At 46.7% G+C, this 17,822-nt stretch carries 9 protein-coding genes and 1 tRNA gene; 3 read left to right on the top strand and 7 right to left on the bottom strand.

Features of this window, described 5'->3' with window-relative positions:
* Positions 1-28: 28 nt before the first annotated feature.
* From QT996_RS24065 to QT996_RS24090, 6 genes are all read right to left on the bottom strand, one after another.
* The gene (locus QT996_RS24065) at positions 29-1,633 is read right to left on the bottom strand and encodes a glycoside hydrolase family 44 protein (protein WP_333049600.1); all 1,605 of its coding nucleotides are present in this window, start codon (positions 1,631-1,633) and stop codon (positions 29-31) included.
* A 167-nt stretch (positions 1,634-1,800) separates the two neighbouring features.
* Positions 1,801-4,752 carry an aminomethyl-transferring glycine dehydrogenase gene (gene gcvP, locus QT996_RS24070; protein ID WP_333049601.1) on the bottom strand — a complete coding sequence of 984 codons (2,952 nt, stop codon included), beginning with the start codon at positions 4,750-4,752 and terminating at the stop codon, positions 1,801-1,803.
* A gap of 406 nt (positions 4,753-5,158) precedes the next feature.
* The gene (gene gcvH / locus QT996_RS24075; RefSeq protein WP_333049603.1) at positions 5,159-5,548 is read right to left on the bottom strand and encodes a glycine cleavage system protein GcvH; all 390 of its coding nucleotides are present in this window, start codon (positions 5,546-5,548) and stop codon (positions 5,159-5,161) included.
* A 243-nt stretch (positions 5,549-5,791) separates the two neighbouring features.
* A complete protein-coding gene (gene gcvT / locus QT996_RS24080) occupies positions 5,792-6,943 on the bottom strand; it encodes a glycine cleavage system aminomethyltransferase GcvT (RefSeq protein WP_333049604.1) in 1,152 nt (383 codons plus the stop codon).
* Positions 6,944-7,135: 192 nt separating this feature from the next.
* A tRNA-Ala gene (locus QT996_RS24085) sits at positions 7,136-7,208 on the bottom strand.
* A gap of 153 nt (positions 7,209-7,361) precedes the next feature.
* Positions 7,362-7,565: a hypothetical protein gene (locus tag QT996_RS24090; RefSeq protein WP_333049606.1), complete on the bottom strand. Its 204-nt coding sequence runs from the start codon at positions 7,563-7,565 to the stop codon at positions 7,362-7,364.
* A 361-nt stretch (positions 7,566-7,926) separates the two neighbouring features.
* Between QT996_RS24090 and QT996_RS24095 the strand changes: the two genes are divergently transcribed.
* The 3 genes from QT996_RS24095 to QT996_RS24105 all read left to right on the top strand — a co-directional run bounded on the left by QT996_RS24095 (position 7,927) and on the right by QT996_RS24105 (position 12,073).
* Positions 7,927-11,310 (top strand): Eco57I restriction-modification methylase domain-containing protein, encoded by a 3,384-nt coding sequence (locus QT996_RS24095; RefSeq protein WP_333049608.1) that lies wholly within the window; start codon positions 7,927-7,929, stop codon positions 11,308-11,310.
* A gap of 124 nt (positions 11,311-11,434) precedes the next feature.
* Positions 11,435-11,668, top strand: coding sequence for a hypothetical protein (locus QT996_RS24100; RefSeq protein ID WP_333049610.1), 234 nt, complete (start codon positions 11,435-11,437; stop codon positions 11,666-11,668).
* A 6-nt stretch (positions 11,669-11,674) separates the two neighbouring features.
* A complete protein-coding gene (locus QT996_RS24105; protein WP_333049611.1) occupies positions 11,675-12,073 on the top strand; it encodes a PIN domain-containing protein in 399 nt (132 codons plus the stop codon).
* A 181-nt stretch (positions 12,074-12,254) separates the two neighbouring features.
* Here the strand turns inward: QT996_RS24105 and QT996_RS24110 are convergent, their stop codons facing one another.
* Positions 12,255-16,991 carry a glutamate synthase-related protein gene (locus QT996_RS24110; RefSeq protein ID WP_333049612.1) on the bottom strand — a complete coding sequence of 1,579 codons (4,737 nt, stop codon included), beginning with the start codon at positions 16,989-16,991 and terminating at the stop codon, positions 12,255-12,257.
* Positions 16,992-17,822 lie beyond the last annotated feature (831 nt).

Raw genomic sequence — 17,822 nt, forward strand, 5'->3', positions numbered from 1 at the left:
TTGATAGTTGACCTTCATAAAAAATCCCTTAATTTTCTGACCTGACATTGTAGCACTTATTTGGCAAAATGGTATAAAATTGAGCTTTCCCCGCCGGTTGAAATCCTTTCAAACTCAATTTGCTAGTCAAATTGTTGTGGGTTTTATTAATAATTACCAGCGTCAGAGTACCATCACTACTGCGATCGGCTCCGTATATTGACAAAAGTCCTGGATCTGTGCTATATGAGCGCACCCAAGTATCGCCATACTTACCGCCTTTTCCGTCGTAATTAATGTACATTCGGAAAGCATAAGCCCCCGGTTCCGAGGACTTAGGAGGCCCCCATAGCGTCGCTAAATCCACTTGTTCCCGCCCAAAAATCCCCAGTACATCGGCTTGGGCTAATGCCCCGTTAATCGACTCTAAACCACCCCAATTGTATTCAGTAATTGCAATTTTTGTACCGGGATAATCCTGTTTTACCCACTCTCGAAACCGGGGGATAATTGTTAAGGGTGGATTGTATTTTCCTATCCAACTTTCATCAGTATAAGTAGCATCCCAGAGAGAACGAGTCGATCGCAGTCGTAGCGCTTGGGTTTTGGCATCGCCGGCGGGACAATTAGCCAAACAGGTATCGTCCGCCGCAGGATAGTAGTGTTCGTCGAAATAGTCGAGAATCCGAACACCTTTCTGCTTTTCATAAGCGCGCATTTGTTGCAAGTACCACCGCGCCAACCAGGCACCGCCGTGTTTTTCGCGATCGCCCTTAACGCCCGAATCCACATAGACAGGCCAGCCAAAATCCGACGGGCCGAGTACCTTAGCAGTGGGATCTGTAGCTTTTACCATTGACGCATATTGATAAGTGCGATCGCGCAATTCCTCGTAACTTGTCGTTTCTGGATGAACATCGCGGTGAGTATTTCCCCAGCCACTTGGTTCGTTGTCCATTTGATAAATTTGCACACCGCCTTTAGCAGCAGTACCGTGGGTTTTAACTAAGTGTTGAACCCAAGCTTGTTGAAAAGCTGGGTCGCTAATAATACTGACATCAAGGCGATTATTATCAGTTATCAAAGTGCCGTCGGGACGCTTACCGTTGCCACACTTATCGCCTTCTGGAAAAATGTAGGGGTTTGTTTTTTCTTGCGGGCCGTATTTGGATACTCTAAAGCCGCAGTTCCAAGTGCTAAATTTATTTACATAGCCAATCATCGGGATTGTAACGATGCTTTGGCTGCCGTTTTGGCGGTTGGTTTTGACAATTTTATCTATAGAATCGCCTGGAACAGGATTTTTATTGTCGCCGCCACCCACGAAAAAGAAGTCATCGCCGCTGTTGGAAGAATCGACTAACCAGTTGTAGCGGCTGGTGTGATTAGCCCCCCAGCGTTCTACCGGAATTCGCAACTCTTTGGCGAGGGCGCTATCGATCGCATAATCATTCATACCATAGATGTCGGGACTTATCGGATGTCGATCGGCACCAACGTCTACAGATAAGGTCGGATTGGCTGTTTGAGCGATGCCATTTTTGATGTAAGCTGTTGTTGCCACTACCCCCAAAGCAGCCAAAAAACTTAACAATAATAGGATAATCCAACGCGATTTATTTTCGGGAGCCAACCACAAAAATCGTCTATTCATTTTTTATTTTACCTGGGGATGTTGTGATTCTTGTATTACATTGTTTTCGGCGAGTTTATTTAGCTTGATAAGCTGTTATACATTTAAATTTTATTTTTTGGGCGGGCTATAAGCACCCCACAAGAGTATATGTGTAAAGTGCCCCTTGCCCACCCGGAGAGACTTATTTAACCTTGAGTGTAAGCCTCCATTGGTAAACAAGAACAGACAAAATTGCGATCGCCAAACGCATTATCTATTCGGCCCACCGCCGGCCAAAACTTATATTCGCGAGTCCAAGGTGCCGGATAAGCCGCTTGCGCGCGAGTATAAGGACGATTCCACTCATCAACCATCAGAGATTCTGCGGTGTGTGGCGCATTTTTCAATACGTTATTTTGCGCGTCCACATTACCTTTTTCAATTTCCGCAATTTCAGATCGAATTGCAATCATCGCATCGCAAAAACGGTCTAATTCCTGCTTCGATTCGCTTTCCGTCGGTTCCACCATTACCGTACCAGGGACAGGCCAAGAAACCGTCGGTGCGTGATAGCCGTAATCCATCAAACGTTTAGCGATATCTTCAACTTCAATAGCCGCAGATTTTTTGAGCGATCGCAAATCTAGAATACACTCATGCGCCACCAAACCAGCTTTCCCTTTGTACAAAACCGGATAGTAAGATTCTAAGCGTTTTGCCATGTAATTAGCATTAATAATTGCTACTTTTGTTGCCTCAGTTAAACCCACTCCTCCCATCATCCGAATGTACATCCAAGAAATAGGCAAAATGCTAGCACTTCCCCAAGGCGCCGCGGAAACAGCACCCACTGATATTTGTTGACTGTTGACTGTTGACTGTTGACTGTTAAGAATAGAATGACTGGGCAAAAATTCCACTAAATGAGACATTACCCCAATCGGTCCCATTCCCGGGCCGCCGCCGCCGTGGGGAATACAAAAAGTTTTGTGCAGATTCAAGTGACAAACATCAGCACCAAAATCACCAGGGCGGCACAAACCAACTTGAGCATTCATATTTGCGCCGTCCATATAAACTTGTCCACCGCAGTTGTGGACAATATCGCAAATATCTTTAATCTCTTCCTCAAAAACGCCGTGCGTAGATGGATATGTCACCATCAACGCTGCCAGTTCATTTTTGTGTTTTTCTGCTTTTTTATGTAAGTCAGCAACATCAATATTGCCCTGAGAATCGCACTCTACTGGAACTACTTTCATCCCCGCCATCACCGCGCTAGCCGGATTTGTACCGTGGGCTGACTGGGGAATCAAACAGATATTTCGGTGAGATTCGCCTCGGTGTTCGTGGTATTGGTGAATAACTAACAAGCCCGCGTATTCGCCTTGGGAACCGGCGTTGGGCTGCAAAGAAATTCCCGCAAAACCGGTGATTTCGGCCAGCCACTGTTCTAGTTGCACGAACATCATTTGATAGCCGCGAGTTTGATCGGGGGGTGCAAAGGGATGTATCTTGCCAAATTCCGCCCAAGTCACTGGCATCATCTCTGCTGTTGCATTCAATTTCATTGTGCAAGAACCCAAGGGAATCATCGATGTGTTCAGCGATAAATCCTTGGCTTCTAAACGGTGCAAATAGCGCAAAAGTTCGGTTTCTGAATGGTAGCTGTTGAAAACAGGATGGGCGAGATAGCTGCTGGTGCGATCGCAAAAATCTGGTAATGTCAGATATAAACTCAATGCGTCTGCATCCAGCGGAATGTTGAGAGCATCCTGCCCGTCAGCCCTGATATAATCTTTATCCTGTGCAAAAATCTTCCACAACTCTTGCACATCTTCAACGCTGACAGTTTCATCTAACGTGATTCCCACTGTCGAATTATCGAATATTCGGAGATTAATTTTGCGAACTTTAGCAGCTTCAAGAATTTCTGACAGCGGTTTATCTCCCAATTCTACGCGCACAGTATCGAAGAAATGTTGAGAACCAATTTTGTATCCGAAACTTTTCAAACCGGATGCCAAAAGTGCCGTTAAACTCCATACTTTCTCAGCAATATCTTTGAGTCCAGACGGGCCGTGATAAACAGCATACATACTCGCCATCACTGCCAGCAAAACTTGAGCAGTACAAATATTGCTGGTTGCTTTTTCGCGGCGGATGTGCTGTTCGCGAGTTTGCAATGCCAAACGCAAAGCAGATTTGCCGTTGGCATCTTTAGAAACGCCGACAATTCGCCCCGGAACTTGCCGTTTAAACTCTTCTCGCGTGGCGAAATAGGCGGCGTGCGGCCCTCCGAATCCCATCGGCACTCCGAAGCGCTGAGTGCTTCCTACGGCTATATCCGCGCCGAATTCGCCGGGGGGTGTGAGCAAGCAAAGGCTCAATATGTCGGCGGCTACTGTGACTAATGCGCCGACTTCGTGTGCCGATAGAATAAAATCGGTATAGTCGTAAATTGCGCCGTCTGTGGCGGGGTATTGCACGAGAGCGCCGAAGATTGTACGATCGAACTCAAAGCTGTGATGGTCGCCGACAATTACCTCAATTCCCAACGGCTTAGCGCGAGTTTGCACAACTTCCAAAGTTTGAGGGTGGCAATCTTGGGAAACAAAAAACGCTTTTGCCCCCTTTTTGCTGGCGCCGTAACTCACCGCCATCGCTTCCGCCGCCGCAGTCCCTTCATCCAGCAAAGAAGCGTTGGCAATTTCCAAACCCGTGAGGTCAATTATCATGGTTTGGAAGTTCAGCAAAGCTTCCAATCGCCCTTGAGCAATTTCAGCTTGGTAGGGAGTGTAAGCTGTATACCAGCCGGGATTTTCTAGGATATTCCGCTGGATGACGGGGGGTGTGATGCAGTCGTGATATCCTGTGCCGATGTACGATCGAAATACCTGATTTTTTGCAGCAATTTCTTTCAATTCTGCCAAAGCGCTGTACTCGCTTTGCGCTGCGGGAAGTTGTAAGGGTTGAGAAATGCGAATCGCCGCTGGAACCGTTTTGTCAATCAACTCATCGAGGCTGGAAATGCCCAAAACATTGAGCATTTGCTGGATTTCGCTGGGTGTCGGGCCAATGTGCCGACCCGCAAAACCATTGATGGAGGAAAGGTTTTGCTGCTGACTGGGTTCAAGTTGAGGGCTGTAGAGTACCAAGGCGGATTCTCCTGAATAGACTTTTGCTTCTTTGTTTGTAACATTTTGCTAAGACAACCAGGAAGATTTTCTGCGTCTATGAAAGTCCGACAGGAGTTGAAATTCCTGTCTCACAGCTACACTCGTCTGAAGACGACTAAGCAAGATTTTTGGCGTGTATCAAAGTCCGACAGGGGTTGAAACCCCTGTCTTATAGCTAAAGTCGTCTTTAGACGACCTTAGATTAAGGTCAGCGGTTGAAACCCCTGTCGAGAGTCAAACGAAGTCTGTTTCGGCCGACTAAGAGATAAAGGGGTATTGAAGCCGGATTGGCTATCAGTCGTCTTTAGACGACTTGTGCTAAAAGCCCCGTGGGTTTCAACCCTGGGGGATTGTGGAATTATCAACGAGCCCCATGCCCTATGCCCTATTCCCCTTCGACCATTTGGCGATACTTCTGGGCGGATAAAGCGTCATCGACTTCGCTGGGATTCTCAACGCGCACTTTCAGCAGCCACCCGTCCCTGTAGGGGTCTTCTGCCAAATTTTCGGGAGACTCTATAATCTCATCATTGCGTTCTACGACAGTACCCGTAACAGGTGCTTTCAAGTCTTCAACCGCTTTCACTGACTCGACTGTACCGAAAGCTTCGCCCTTTTCCAAACCTGCACCGACTTCGGGCAAATCTAGAAAAACAATATCGCCGAGTTGGTCAACTGCAAAGGCACTAATGCCGATGGTGGCAATTTCGCCTTCGAGTCGGATGTATTCGTGGGTGTCTAGGTACTTCAGGTCATCGGGGTATGTTAGTGCCATGTCAATTCCTTGCAATAAAAAAGTATCAGTTAAATCTTATTAAACTATGGGTGTTTAATATCTGAAACTCCTAGAGTACCTCACCCAGGGATTTTCTTGATTTGCAGCAGACTTTTAGCATTAAGTCGCAAACCATCTTAAAATTATCTGCGTTTATCTGCCTTGCATCGGCGGTTGTTCTATCAATCAAATATCTATGCCATCTTGTCTAGCGAAGATAATTTTAGCTAAGACACCATACATTTAATTTAGCCGCTTTTGCGATCGATAAAATGGTTTTTTCACCACACTAGCCCCATAGTTTTTCCCGCGAATCTCGATTTCTAATTGCTGACCGATTTTCGCTAATTTTGCCGGAACAACCGCGAGGGCCACTGCCCGATTCAATGTAGGGGATAATGTACCGCTAGTAACTTCTCCTACTGTTTCGCCTTCAAATATTACCGGATAGCCGTGGCGCGCAATGTGCCGCCCCTGCATTTCTAAACCTACCAACCGCTTTGATACTCCACTCGCTTTCTGCTGTTCCAAAACCTCGCGACCAATAAAATCGCCTTTAGTGTCGAGGTGAACAACCCAACCCAATCCAGCCTCTAAAGGCGTGATATTGTCGTCGATATCTTGACCGTAAAGAGCCATTGCTGCTTCTAAACGCAAGGTATCTCTTGCACCCAACCCGCAGGGTACAACTCCTGCAGCTAACAATTTTTGCCACAGTTCTTTTCCTACTTCGGCATCCACCATGATTTCAAACCCATCTTCGCCCGTGTAACCAGTTCTGGCGATAAAACTCGGCTGTCCCAACACATTTGTTTCTAAGTGACCAAATGCTTTAATTGGTGCGAGGTTGTCTTCCACAAAAGGCTGGAGATAGTTAACAGCCTCTGGCCCTTGAAGGGCAATTAAAACTTTATCTTCGGAGATGTCTGTAAAACAGAGTTCGCTCAATTCTAAGTGAGTGGTGATCCAGGTTTTGTCTGGGATGCGAGTGGCGGCATTGACAATGATTACGGCACGTTCTTCGCCAGTGGTGGCATCGGGTTCTTGGCAGTAGAAAATAATGTCGTCTAAGATGCAGCCTTTGGCGTTTAGTAAGACTGTATATTGAGCTTGACCGGGTTGCAAGCGGCTTAAGTCTGAGGGTACTAAGGGTTGAAATTTTTCTATTAGTTGTTTCCCTGTCAAACAGAATTTGCCCATGTGGGAAATGTCGAACATTCCTGCTTGCTGGCGTACTGCTTGGTGTTCGCTGCTAATGCCTGCGTACTGCACCGCCATCTCCCACCCGGAAAAGGGGACCATTCGGGCTTTGAGTTCTAATGATAGGTCGTACAGAGGCGTGCGGGCAAGTTGGCTCGGCCTCTCTGGATTGCTGGGTTCAGTTGACTTTGCCACAGGTAGCGCTTTGGTTGCGGGTAGACTGTTTTGATTTTACGGGAAAATTGGTTTTCGCGGTGTGTAGGGCGATCGAATTTAACGACACGCCAATGCTGTTTAGTACGACTAAGTAGACGGCGATGAGGACACGGCAGTGCGGTTTCCCTACAAGTAAGGGCACAGAAGTAATTTATCCCTAATTTTGATTTATGGAGAATAGCGGGCTCGAACCGCTGACCCCTACAATGCCATTGTAGTGCTCTACCAACTGAGCTAATTCCCCTTTCTTTTCGCGCTCTCAATCATGCCTTAACTAACCAATATTTGTCAAGCTTTTTGGGGAAATTAGTTTTGAGCCTTCGGCTGGCAAGGCTTTCGGCTTCTTTTCCACAAAACTCTCCTCGCTTCTGGACAATGGTCAATCCCCTACTATGATCTAGTAAGTGTGTTGGGATATTTCGGTTAAATGGCTCAAACAAGACCCCATGAGGAAGTAGACAACTAGCAGGGCGGCGGCTGAGACAGCAACTAGGGTGCCGGCTAGCATTAGTGAAAATTCCCGTTGCGCGATCGCCTCTTGCATTAAGTGCAAAGACCAGGCAACGAGGGCAACGTCAATTATTAAAATAGAAATCAGCATAAGTTACGATTTGTAACAGCTTACCTATTGTAACAAAACTTTTCGCTCCGTGCAGATAAGCTCACCTGTATTTAACTTTTGCTGTAAAACCCGAAGGGAGCAGGGGAAAGCCACTGAGAAAAAATTATAGCTTTTCTTGATAATTACGATATGCAAAGTAAATGAGAGCTAGCTCAGCTTTAGAGGTGGCGTTTTTGACTCTTGAGGGAGCCATTAAGAGCGGGATAGCTGCGCTTTACACGCATTTTTGAGGGGGTAGGGTGCGATCGACCTTGGAGTATAACTGATTTGATAGCAGAAGGTCTGAGCCGCTGTTGCACTTGGATGCTGTAAAATTAACTTTATTAACCTGCTTGAAAAGATGACAAATCGCTCTACTCGCGCCCTTTTTCACAGCAAAACACTCAACACTGCTTTGCGTGCTTTTAGCTTTCCCCAAGATATTGAAGTGCGCCACCACAAATTGGGAAAGTGGATTGCTGCACTTAAAACGGGTACGTTAGACGAAGTTAAAGAAGTTTCCCTGCACGGCAGTTTTATTAATGATATCTTTCAGGATACTTTGGGATATTGCTCGGTAATTCAAGGTGCGGGGAAAGCTTGGGAAATTAACGCGGAACAAACGATATCTGAGGGTGGCGGTTCTGCTGACGGGGCGATCGGCTTTTTTACTGCTGCTGGCAATCCTAAAAGCACAGCCGTGTCCCTGCAAGGTAAAGTGATTGCTCCTATCGAACTCAAGGGAGCAAAAAATGATTTAGACCGTCCCGCATCCGGGCGAACCGAATCAGCAGTTGACCAAGGTTGGCGCTACGCTAATTATACACCCGATTGTCGCTGGATTATTGTCTCGAATTATCGAGAGTTACGACTTTATCATACCAATAAAACTCCCGCTTATTACGAACAATTTTTTATGGCTGACTTGGCGGATATTGCAGCTTTTAAGCGGTTTTACTTTCTGCTGTGTCGCCGCAATTTTTTGCCTAAAAACCAAGAGCAAACAGTTTCTGTTATTGACAGACTGTTAAAAGACTCTGACGAAGCTCAAGAAGAAATTACAAATAAATTATATCAAGAGTACAAAGCAATTCGACTCGCTCTCGTCAAACATTTTCGCTTTACTGGGCCGCAGGATATCCCCAACCGCGATCGCGTACTCATCGAAAAAGCTCAAAAAACTTTAGACCGCGTTTTATTCATTGCTTTTTGTGAAGATAAAGGATTGCTGCCGCGAAACACCCTCAGCAACGCTCACGACCACAAAGACCAATACAATCCTAGATTAATTTGGGAAAATTATCAATCTGTATTTCGCTGGGTGGATGTGGGAAATGATGACCCTCCTGTACCGGGATACAACGGCGGTTTATTTAAATTCGATCCGGTTTTAGACGCACAATTGACTGTGCCAAATCCCTTATGCAGTCTCCTTAATAAGCTGACCAGATTTGATTTTGATACCGAAGTTTCCGTCGATATTTTGGGGCATATCTTCGAGCAGTCTGTTACAGATTTGGAAGAATTAAATGCTGAAACTACCGGACAGGAGTACAATCAGAAAAAAGGCAAGCGAAAAACTCAAGGTGTGTTTTACACGCCAGCTTTTATTACTCAGTATATTGTCGAGGTTTCTCTCGGTGGCTATTTGCAGCGTCGAGAGCAAGAATTGCGCGATTTATTCCTAATGGGCGAAGTTGCTGAAGATTCGGTGCAGCCGGCAAAGAAAACTGCAATTAAGTTTTGGAAAGCGTATCGAGACGAGGTGCTGCAAAAAACGCGCGTCATCGATCCGGCGTGCGGTTCGGGTGCTTTTTTGATTGCGGCTTTTGATTATTTGATGCAGCAGTACGAAAGAGTCGATCGCGAATTGAATGCTTTGGGATGTAAGCCAAAAGACGGCAACTCGCTTGAATTTGACAGAAGCATTTTAAGCAACAACCTGTACGGCGTAGATTTGCTGCCGGAATCGGCGGAAATTACCAAACTTTCCCTGTGGTTGAAGACGGCCCAAGCGGGTAAAACGCTGACTTATTTGGATGATAATATTAAAGCGGGAAACTCGATCGTCGCTGACAGTAATGTAGCAGATACAGCGTTTGATTGGCAAGCTGAATTTTCCCAGATTTTTGCTGATGGCGGTTTTGATGTTGTCATTGGCAATCCGCCTTACGTGCGCCAAAAGTTGTTTTCCTCGCTTAAGCCTTACCTACAAGCTAATTACGAGTCTTATCATGGAATGGCGGATATGTATACTTATTTCTATGAGAAAGGATTTAAACTTCTTAAGCCAGGGGGGATTCTTTCTTATATTGTAACTAATAAATGGCTGAGTTCAGGTTATGGCGAACCGCTTCGCAAGTTTTTTGCTGATCGTGCCGTGTTTGAGCAGATTATTGATTTTGGACACGCTCCAATTTTTGAAGATGCTGATACTTTTCCTTGTATTGTAGCAGTACGAAAACCTAATCCATTTTCCTCTACATCTGAAACAAAGAAGGAGATTGAGGAGAAAAAACCACAACCTAAATTGCCTGTGATTATTTGTCCGGTTCCCCGTGAGCAACTTGATAATATCAATCTCACGCAATACGTGCAACAAAACGGTTATGACATTCCTTGGTCGCGCTTTAATGGTGAGGCATGGAGTTTAGAAATACCAAATGTTTATGAGTTGATGCAAAAAATTCAGCAAGCAGGGATTGCACTCAAAGACTTTGCTGAAATTAAGCCTTATTGGGGAATATTAACTGGATTAAATGAAGCATTTTTAATTGATGAAGCCACCAAAAATAGTTTGATTCAATCCGACCCGAAGTCTGCTGAAGTTATCAAACCATATCTCAGAGGTCAAGATATAAAACGTTGGTACTCCCAATGGCCAAACCTCTGGATGATTTTTGCTCGCCGAGGAATTGAAATTGATAATTACCCTGCTATTAAGTTTTATTTAAATCAGTATCGAAAACAATTAGAACCCCGTCCCAAAGAATGGAATGACACTAGAGATGGTGATTGGGGAGGACGCAAAGCTGGTAATTATAAGTGGTATGAAATTCAAGATACTATTGACTACTGGCAGCTATTCGAGAAACCCAAAATTATATATCAAGAAATTCAATTCCATCCTTCGTATAGCTATGAGACAAATGGTTATTTGACAAATAATAAAGTTTTTATCCTCCCCAAAGACGATTTATATATATTAGCAGTTCTCAACTCACCCCTCATCTGGTGGCACAATTGGCGGTATTTAAAGCACATGAAAGATGAGGCCCTAAACCCTGCTGGTTACTTGATGGAAAAGCTTCCGATCGCACCACCAACTGACTCAATTCGTGCCGAAGTCGAACCAATTGTCAGCCGTTTAATTGAAATCGCCAAAACTAATCAAGAAACTCATCGAGATGTCTTGCAATGGCTAGAAATCACTTATTTAATTGATAAAGTCGGAGAAAAACTCGAAGATTTTTCTGCCCTTTCCTTTGCAGAATTTGTAGCAGAAATCAGAAAGCGAATGCCGAAAACTAAATCATCCGATCCTCTCGGCGTTGCTGGACTAAAAGCAGTCCGCGAAACTTATAATGAATATGCACCCGCTATTCAATCTCGCAAAGCTGAGGCGTTGAGACTCGAACACCGTTTATCCGACTTAGTTAATCAAGCTTATGGATTGACACCGGAAGAAATAGATTTGATGTGGAAAACAGCACCTCCGCGAATGCCGAGCGCCCGACAGATTTGATATAATGTTATATTGGCTGAAACTATTATATTATCAAAAATTGGTGTTTTTGGGGGAAGATTTGTTAGACTGGGATTGTTAACTAGCGAGTCGATAGACCATATTGTACGCGAGGTAAATCATTATGCTCCAAGCATTTGAAGGAATTTACAGAAATGGAGTCATCGAACTTTTAGAAGTTCCTGAAAACATTTATGAAAGCCGCGTGGTGATTACTTTTTTGGCTGCGCCATCCATTCCTAGATCGCCTACATTTATCAAGTTTGGAATGTTTGCTGGTACTCAACAATCTACCGCAGACGCTTTCGAGATTGCCGAGTTTCAAGGGGATACTGACGATGAATTAGATTGGTCATAGCTGCAGATGAAATATGTCATTGATACCCACGCGCTGATCTGGTTTCTCGAAGGAAATCAAAGATTGGGGACTCAAGCCCAAGCAATTCTCTCCAATTTGACCAGTCAGCTTGTTCTACCTGCGATCGCCTTGGCTGAAGCTGCATGGATTGTAGAACGAAGAAAAACATCAATTCCATCTGTGAATGCTTTGTTGAATGCAGTTAACAGCGATCCTAGAATCGCGATTTATCCACTCGATAGAACCATCATCACCCAAACGCTCAGCTTATTGAGCATCCATGAAATGCACGATCGTCAAATTGTAGCAACCGCAATGATTTTGCAAAATCAAGGTGAAACTGTTGCGCTGTTGACGTGCGATGGAAATATTACGGCTTCAGGTGTAATTTCTGTTATCTGGTGATTAATAAAACAACGGTTAAAAGAGGAAAGCCAATGTTTCGGAATGATTAAACCGCAGAGAGCGCAGAGGACGCTGAGGAAGAGAAGAGAGAGATGAAAAATTTCGATACCAAGGGATTTGATATGAAGATTAAAAAAGGGGCAACTTGCGTCGCCCCTCATCTATTTAACCAACTGGAAAATTAAACTTCCACAGCAATCTTTTGTTCCGAAGCCTCCGGCGAATTCGCTTCACTTGGCGGCACAACTTGCCAGAACTTAGGCAAATATTCCGACCAATTTGCTAAAATCTTCTCAGCTTTCTTGCTGCCCGTTCGATCGCACTGAGCCTCAATCAACTCCTTTAATTGCGCCTCCCCAGCCGCCGTACAAACGCGCTGCATCTTCACAATCTCCCCGTTGACATGAGCCGGGAAACTGCCATCTTCATCAAGGAAATAAGCCAAGCCGCCAGTCATTCCAGCGCCGACGTTGCGACCGACTTTTCCTAACACGACAATCACGCCACCAGTCATGTACTCGCAGCAGTGATCGCCAGCACCTTCAATGACTGCTTTCGCCATCGAGTTACGCACCGCAAACCGTTCGCCAGCTTTACCCGCAGCCAACAGAGTTCCCCCCGTCGCACCATACAAACAAGTGTTACCGACGATCGCATTTTCGGAAGCATCATAAGTCGCACCAGCCGGCGGTGCGATCGCGATTTCGCCGCCGTGCATTCCTTTACCAACGTAGTCGTTGGCTTGGCCTGACAGTACCAGCGTCATCCCTGGTAAATTGAACGCGCCGAAGCTTTGGCCCGCGCTACCAGTGAAGTTGAGGGTGATTTGACCGCTAAAGCCGGTGTTACCGTGTTGCTGTGCGATCGCACCACTGATTCTTGCGCCTACAGTGCGATCGGTATTCACCAATTTTACATTCTTGCTAACAGTGCCGTGATTGGCGATCGCACTTTGAATCTCAGCATCTGCGAGCAAATCATCGTCTAATACTGGCCCGTTGGTGTGTACGTCGCCGTGTATCAAGAAAGATCGATCGTTCTTAGTATCAGGTAACTTGGTCAAACAATCCAAATTAATCGCTTGGGTTTTAGTTAGTTGCACCCCCTCGCGCATTTTCAGCAAATCCGCGCGGCCGATGATATCTGCGATCGACTTATAACCCAATTTCGCCAGCAAACTCCGCACTTCTTGTGCTACGAAATAGAAGAAATTAACAACGTGTTCCGGCGTTCCGGGGAACCGTTTCCGCAAGTGTTCTTGTTGAGTAGTCACGCCCACCGGACAACTATTCATGTGGCAAACGCGAGCCATAATGCAGCCTTCTGCAATCATTGCCACCGTGCCGAAACCGTACTCTTCGCCGCCCATCAAAGCGCCTACAATCACGTCCCAGCCGCTTTTAAAACCACCGTCAACGCGGAGCAAAACTCGATCGCGCAATTTATTTTCCATTAGCACCCGGTGAACTTCAGTCAACCCGAGTTCCCACGGAGAACCTGCGTGCTTAATCGAACTTAGTGGCGAAGCACCAGTGCCGCCATCGTGACCGGAAATTTGAATCACATCAGCATTTGCCTTGGCGACACCAGCGGCTACAGTCCCGATGCCAACTTCCGACACCAACTTCACCGAAACTCCTGCTTTGGGATTGATTTGGTGCAAGTCAAAAATCAACTGCGCCAAATCTTCGATCGAATAAATATCGTGGTGAGGAGGAGGGGAAATTAGCGTCACACCCGGTTTCGATCGGCGCAAATAAGCAATGTACTCGCTCACTTTCGCCCCTGGCAATTGACCGCCTTCACCCGGTTTCGCACCTTGTGCGATCTTAATTTCGATTTGTTCGGCGTTCATCAGGTATTCAGGAGTCACCCCGAAGCGTCCCGAAGCTACTTGTTTGATGGATGAAGAAGCTGTATCGCCGTTTTGCAAACCTTTCAAGTGAGGTAGCGTTTGTGAGAATCCCGCCGCGCTCACATCGTTTAGCACTTTGTAGCGCACCGGGTCTTCCCCGCCTTCGCCGGAGTTGGATTTGCCGCCGATGCGGTTCATGGCGATGGCTAGCGTTTCGTGGGCTTCCGGGGACAAAGCGCCGAGAGACATTCCGCCGGTGGCGAACCGCTTGACAATATCTGCTACAGATTCTACGTCTTCAATGGGAATGGAAGGGCGATCGCTCTGGAAATCCAGCAAATCCCGCAAAGCCGTTACCGGGCGATTTTCGAGCAGTTGCTTGTAAACCTCATAATGGTCGTAGGCACTTTCACCATTTTTGTCACCAAATGGTGTCATTTTTGGTTCTGCCCCATTGCCGTTACTGTTAGTCTGAGCCTTAAAAGTAGTTACAGCCTTGTGCAAAGCCTTCGCCATTTCCGGGCTGTTCATGTGATATTCACCACCCCGGCGGTACTGCACGAAGCCGTAATTTTCCAGCTTTTTGAGGTGCAATTCTGGGAAAGCCTGAGTGTGGAAAGACATTACCTCGTTAGCCAGTTCCGCTACACTCAAACCGCCGATGCGGGAAACAGTGCCTTTGAAACCCAAATCGAGCAAATCACCGCCAATGCCGATCGCCTCAAAGATTTGCGCCCCTTGATAGCTAGACAATAGCGAAATCCCCATTTTCGACATAATCTTCAGCAAGCCGTTTTCCACCGCTGTGCGGTATCTAGCTTGAGCCTGTGCCACGGTAATATTGGCAACTTTGCCGTGCTGCATCAAATTTTGAGTCTTGGTGTCATACCACCAGGCGCGCACGCTTTCCAAGGCCAGGTAAGGGCAAACAGCCACCGCACCGTAACCGATCAAACAAGCGAAGTGGTGAGTGCTCCAACATTGGGCGGTATCCACAACCAGCGAAGTTTGCATCCGCAGGCCGACGCTAATTAAGTGGTGGTGAACCGCGCCAACTGCCAGGAAGGGCGGAATATAAGTACATTCTGCACTCAATCCAACAGAAGAAGATCCGCCTTCTGCCTTCGAGACTCGATCGCTCAAAATCAAAATCCTCGAACCCTCGCGCACCGAAGCAGCCGCCTTTTGACAAAGTTGCTCGACTGCGGTTTTCAAACCTCCAGGCCCGGCAGAAATTTTGTAAAGTGTTGACAATTCGGTTGCGGCGAAAGACTTTTGCTCTTTCAAGAAATACAGTTCAGCGTCGTTGAGTACGGGGGAATCAATTTTCAGCCGCTTGGCATTTTCTGGTACTGCTTGCAGTAAATTGCCCCGCAGGCCGACACTCATCGTCAGCGACATCACCATCCCCTCGCGCAGGGGGTCGATCGGCGGATTTGTCACTTGAGCGAACCGCTGTTTGAAATAGTTGTACAGCAACTGAGGCTTTTCTGACAACACAGCCAAGGGAACGTCGTCGCCCATGCAGAAAGTCGGTTCCTTCCCAGAACTCGCCATCTCGACGATCACCATGTCCAAATCTTCCGCTGTGTAGCCGAAAGCAGTTTGGGTTGCTAACAGGGTTTGCGAGTCGAGGGTTGCTGTTTCCGCAAAAGGCTGCGGCTGCAAGATTTCGCGGTTTTGTTTCAGCCATTCGCCGTAGGTATGCCGCTTAGCAATGCGCTGCTTGAGTTGCCAATTTTTGAGAATTTCGTTGGTTTGCAGGTCAACTGCAATCATTTGTCCTGGTCCCAAACGGCCTTTTTCGACAATATCTGCTTCGGGAATATCGACAACTCCGGCTTCGGAAGCCACAATTACCAAACCGTCTTTAGTAATGCAGTAGCGGGCCGGTCGCAAACCGTTGCGATCGAGCGTAGCACCTACTTGTTTGCCATCGCTGAATACCAGCAGTGCGGGGCCGTCCCAAGGTTCTTGAATGCCGCTGTAATATTCGTAAAAATCGACAATTTCTGGATATTCAGCCAAATCCGGCTGATTTTTGTAAGCTTCGGGCACCAGAATTGTCAGGGATTCTAGGGGGGTGCGGCCGGAGTGTACCAACAACTCCATCACGTTGTCCAAGTTTGCCGAATCGCTGCTTTCGGGATTGACAATTGGGTTAAACGTGTCGATATCAGCTTGACTCCAATTCGGGTGAGCTAAATTCGCTTGTCGCGCCTTCATCCAGGTAATATTGCCCAACAGCGTGTTAATTTCCCCGTTATGTCCCAGCAAGCGCATCGGCTGGGCTAAGCGCCAGCGGGGCAGGGTGTTGGTGCTGAAGCGCCGATGATAGACGGCAAAGGAGCTTTTATAAGCGGGATTTTTCAGGTCGGGGTAAAATTCTGCCAGTACGGCCGATCGCACCATGCCTTTATAGACGATCGTGCGGCAGGAGAAAGAGCAAGTATAAAAGTCTTCGCGGGTGAAGTTGGGGCGCTTTGACAGCTCGTGTCCGATCGTGCGGCGCGCCAGAAATAGGTGTCTGTCGAGTTCGTCTCCGGCTAAGTGCGGTGAACTGACAATTACTTGTTCGATTTGAGGTTGATTTTCTAGCGCTTGCTCGCCCAAAACCGACGGTACAATGGGAACTTGGCGCCATCCCAAAACTTTCAGCCCGCGATCGGTCAGAACTTGCTCAACCACCTGCCGCGCTATAGTCGCTTGAAATTTATCTTGAGACAAAAACAGCATTCCCACGCCGCAGTTTTCCCGCGCCGGAGGCACAATTCCCTGTTCGGCAAACCAAGCATCCAGCAATTCCCAAGGAATCGCGGTCATTAAACCCGCACCGTCGCCGGAATCTTGGTCGGCGCTGCAACCGCCGCGATGTTCCAGACAAGTTAAAGCTGGCAGCGCTTTCTCAATAATCGAGTGCGTAGCTTCGCCGCTTTGGTTGGCAATAAACCCCACACCGCAGGCATCTCTTTCTTCCACTAACCAGCTTTGGCCGGCGAATGGAGTTCCTCGCTCAGTCTGATGCACGTTTCTGTTTCTGTTTGGATCGATCGTGTTACCCATGTTGATTGAATGTTATTTCCGTGATTGTGTGGTTGATGCGTTTTTATAGCTCGGAGAAAGAAAGCTGCCGAGCGGTGGGAGCCTAGTAAACTTTAAAACAGCACATTGGAAGCTGATTTGATTAAAAATTTACGTCTATGCGGCCTGTACTTAGCACTGAAACCCTGTTTGCAGATTTTAAATTATCTCGTTCGCATCCTCTCGGAGATGTCTCCTAGAATACCCTGCTGTTAAAAAGCAGTGATTCTTTGGGCAATCGCCGCCCTGCAACTAGATACATTGCAGGCGATTCCCTACGGGATAGCTGCGCTTCACGAGTTTTTTGCGTGTGTTTTTCCTGAGTCCGCAAGGGTAGCCTTGCAGCGAACACAGGTAGATATTGACTTTAGCGTTATTTTGCTTGCTGCGCTGTTGAGTTGCTTTCGTCAGCGCCCGCAGACACAAAAGCCACCTGCCCGCTCAGTCGGTAGGTGCAATGTAGCAGCGCGGTTCACAACTGGTAAAACCTGTCTTATTGTGCAGTCAACTCTCAAGCCGCGAAAATCAAGTCTATCAAAAAATTGATAAAATTTCACCGATTACAGTCAGAGTTTGCGCGCAAGTCTTGTCAGCGATCGTCCAGAACCCAGCCTAAGATGGCTTGCCGAAAAAGGTTGACAGTTGTCCATAACCCTAATTTGTATTTTTTTAGCCACAAACGTTCGTTTGTAACTCATCAACGAAGCCTATTTCAAGGATTTCTGACACCTTGGGAGCATCTGGTAGAGCCAGCGCATCCTTTTTGAATCAAGAATCTCAGTTTATTTAGAGCCGAGAGTGTCAGAAATCATC

The sequence above is a fragment of the Microcoleus sp. S13C4 genome (assembly GCF_036700865.1).
Taxonomy (GTDB): domain Bacteria; phylum Cyanobacteriota; class Cyanobacteriia; order Cyanobacteriales; family Microcoleaceae; genus Microcoleus.

Excerpts from the sequence above, each read along its gene's own strand:
- QT996_RS24065 (WP_333049600.1), bottom strand. The coding sequence starts at position 1,633 with ATGAATAGACGATTTTTGTGGTTGGCTCCCGAAAATAAATCGCGTTGG.
- gcvH (WP_333049603.1), bottom strand. The coding sequence starts at position 5,548 with ATGGCACTAACATACCCCGATGACCTGAAGTACCTAGACACCCACGAA.
- QT996_RS24090 (WP_333049606.1), bottom strand. The coding sequence starts at position 7,565 with ATGCTGATTTCTATTTTAATAATTGACGTTGCCCTCGTTGCCTGGTCT.
- QT996_RS24095 (WP_333049608.1), top strand. The coding sequence starts at position 7,927 with ATGACAAATCGCTCTACTCGCGCCCTTTTTCACAGCAAAACACTCAAC.
- QT996_RS24100 (WP_333049610.1), top strand. The coding sequence starts at position 11,435 with ATGCTCCAAGCATTTGAAGGAATTTACAGAAATGGAGTCATCGAACTT.
- QT996_RS24105 (WP_333049611.1), top strand. The coding sequence starts at position 11,675 with ATGAAATATGTCATTGATACCCACGCGCTGATCTGGTTTCTCGAAGGA.
- QT996_RS24110 (WP_333049612.1), bottom strand. The coding sequence starts at position 16,991 with ATGGGTAACACGATCGATCCAAACAGAAACAGAAACGTGCATCAGACT.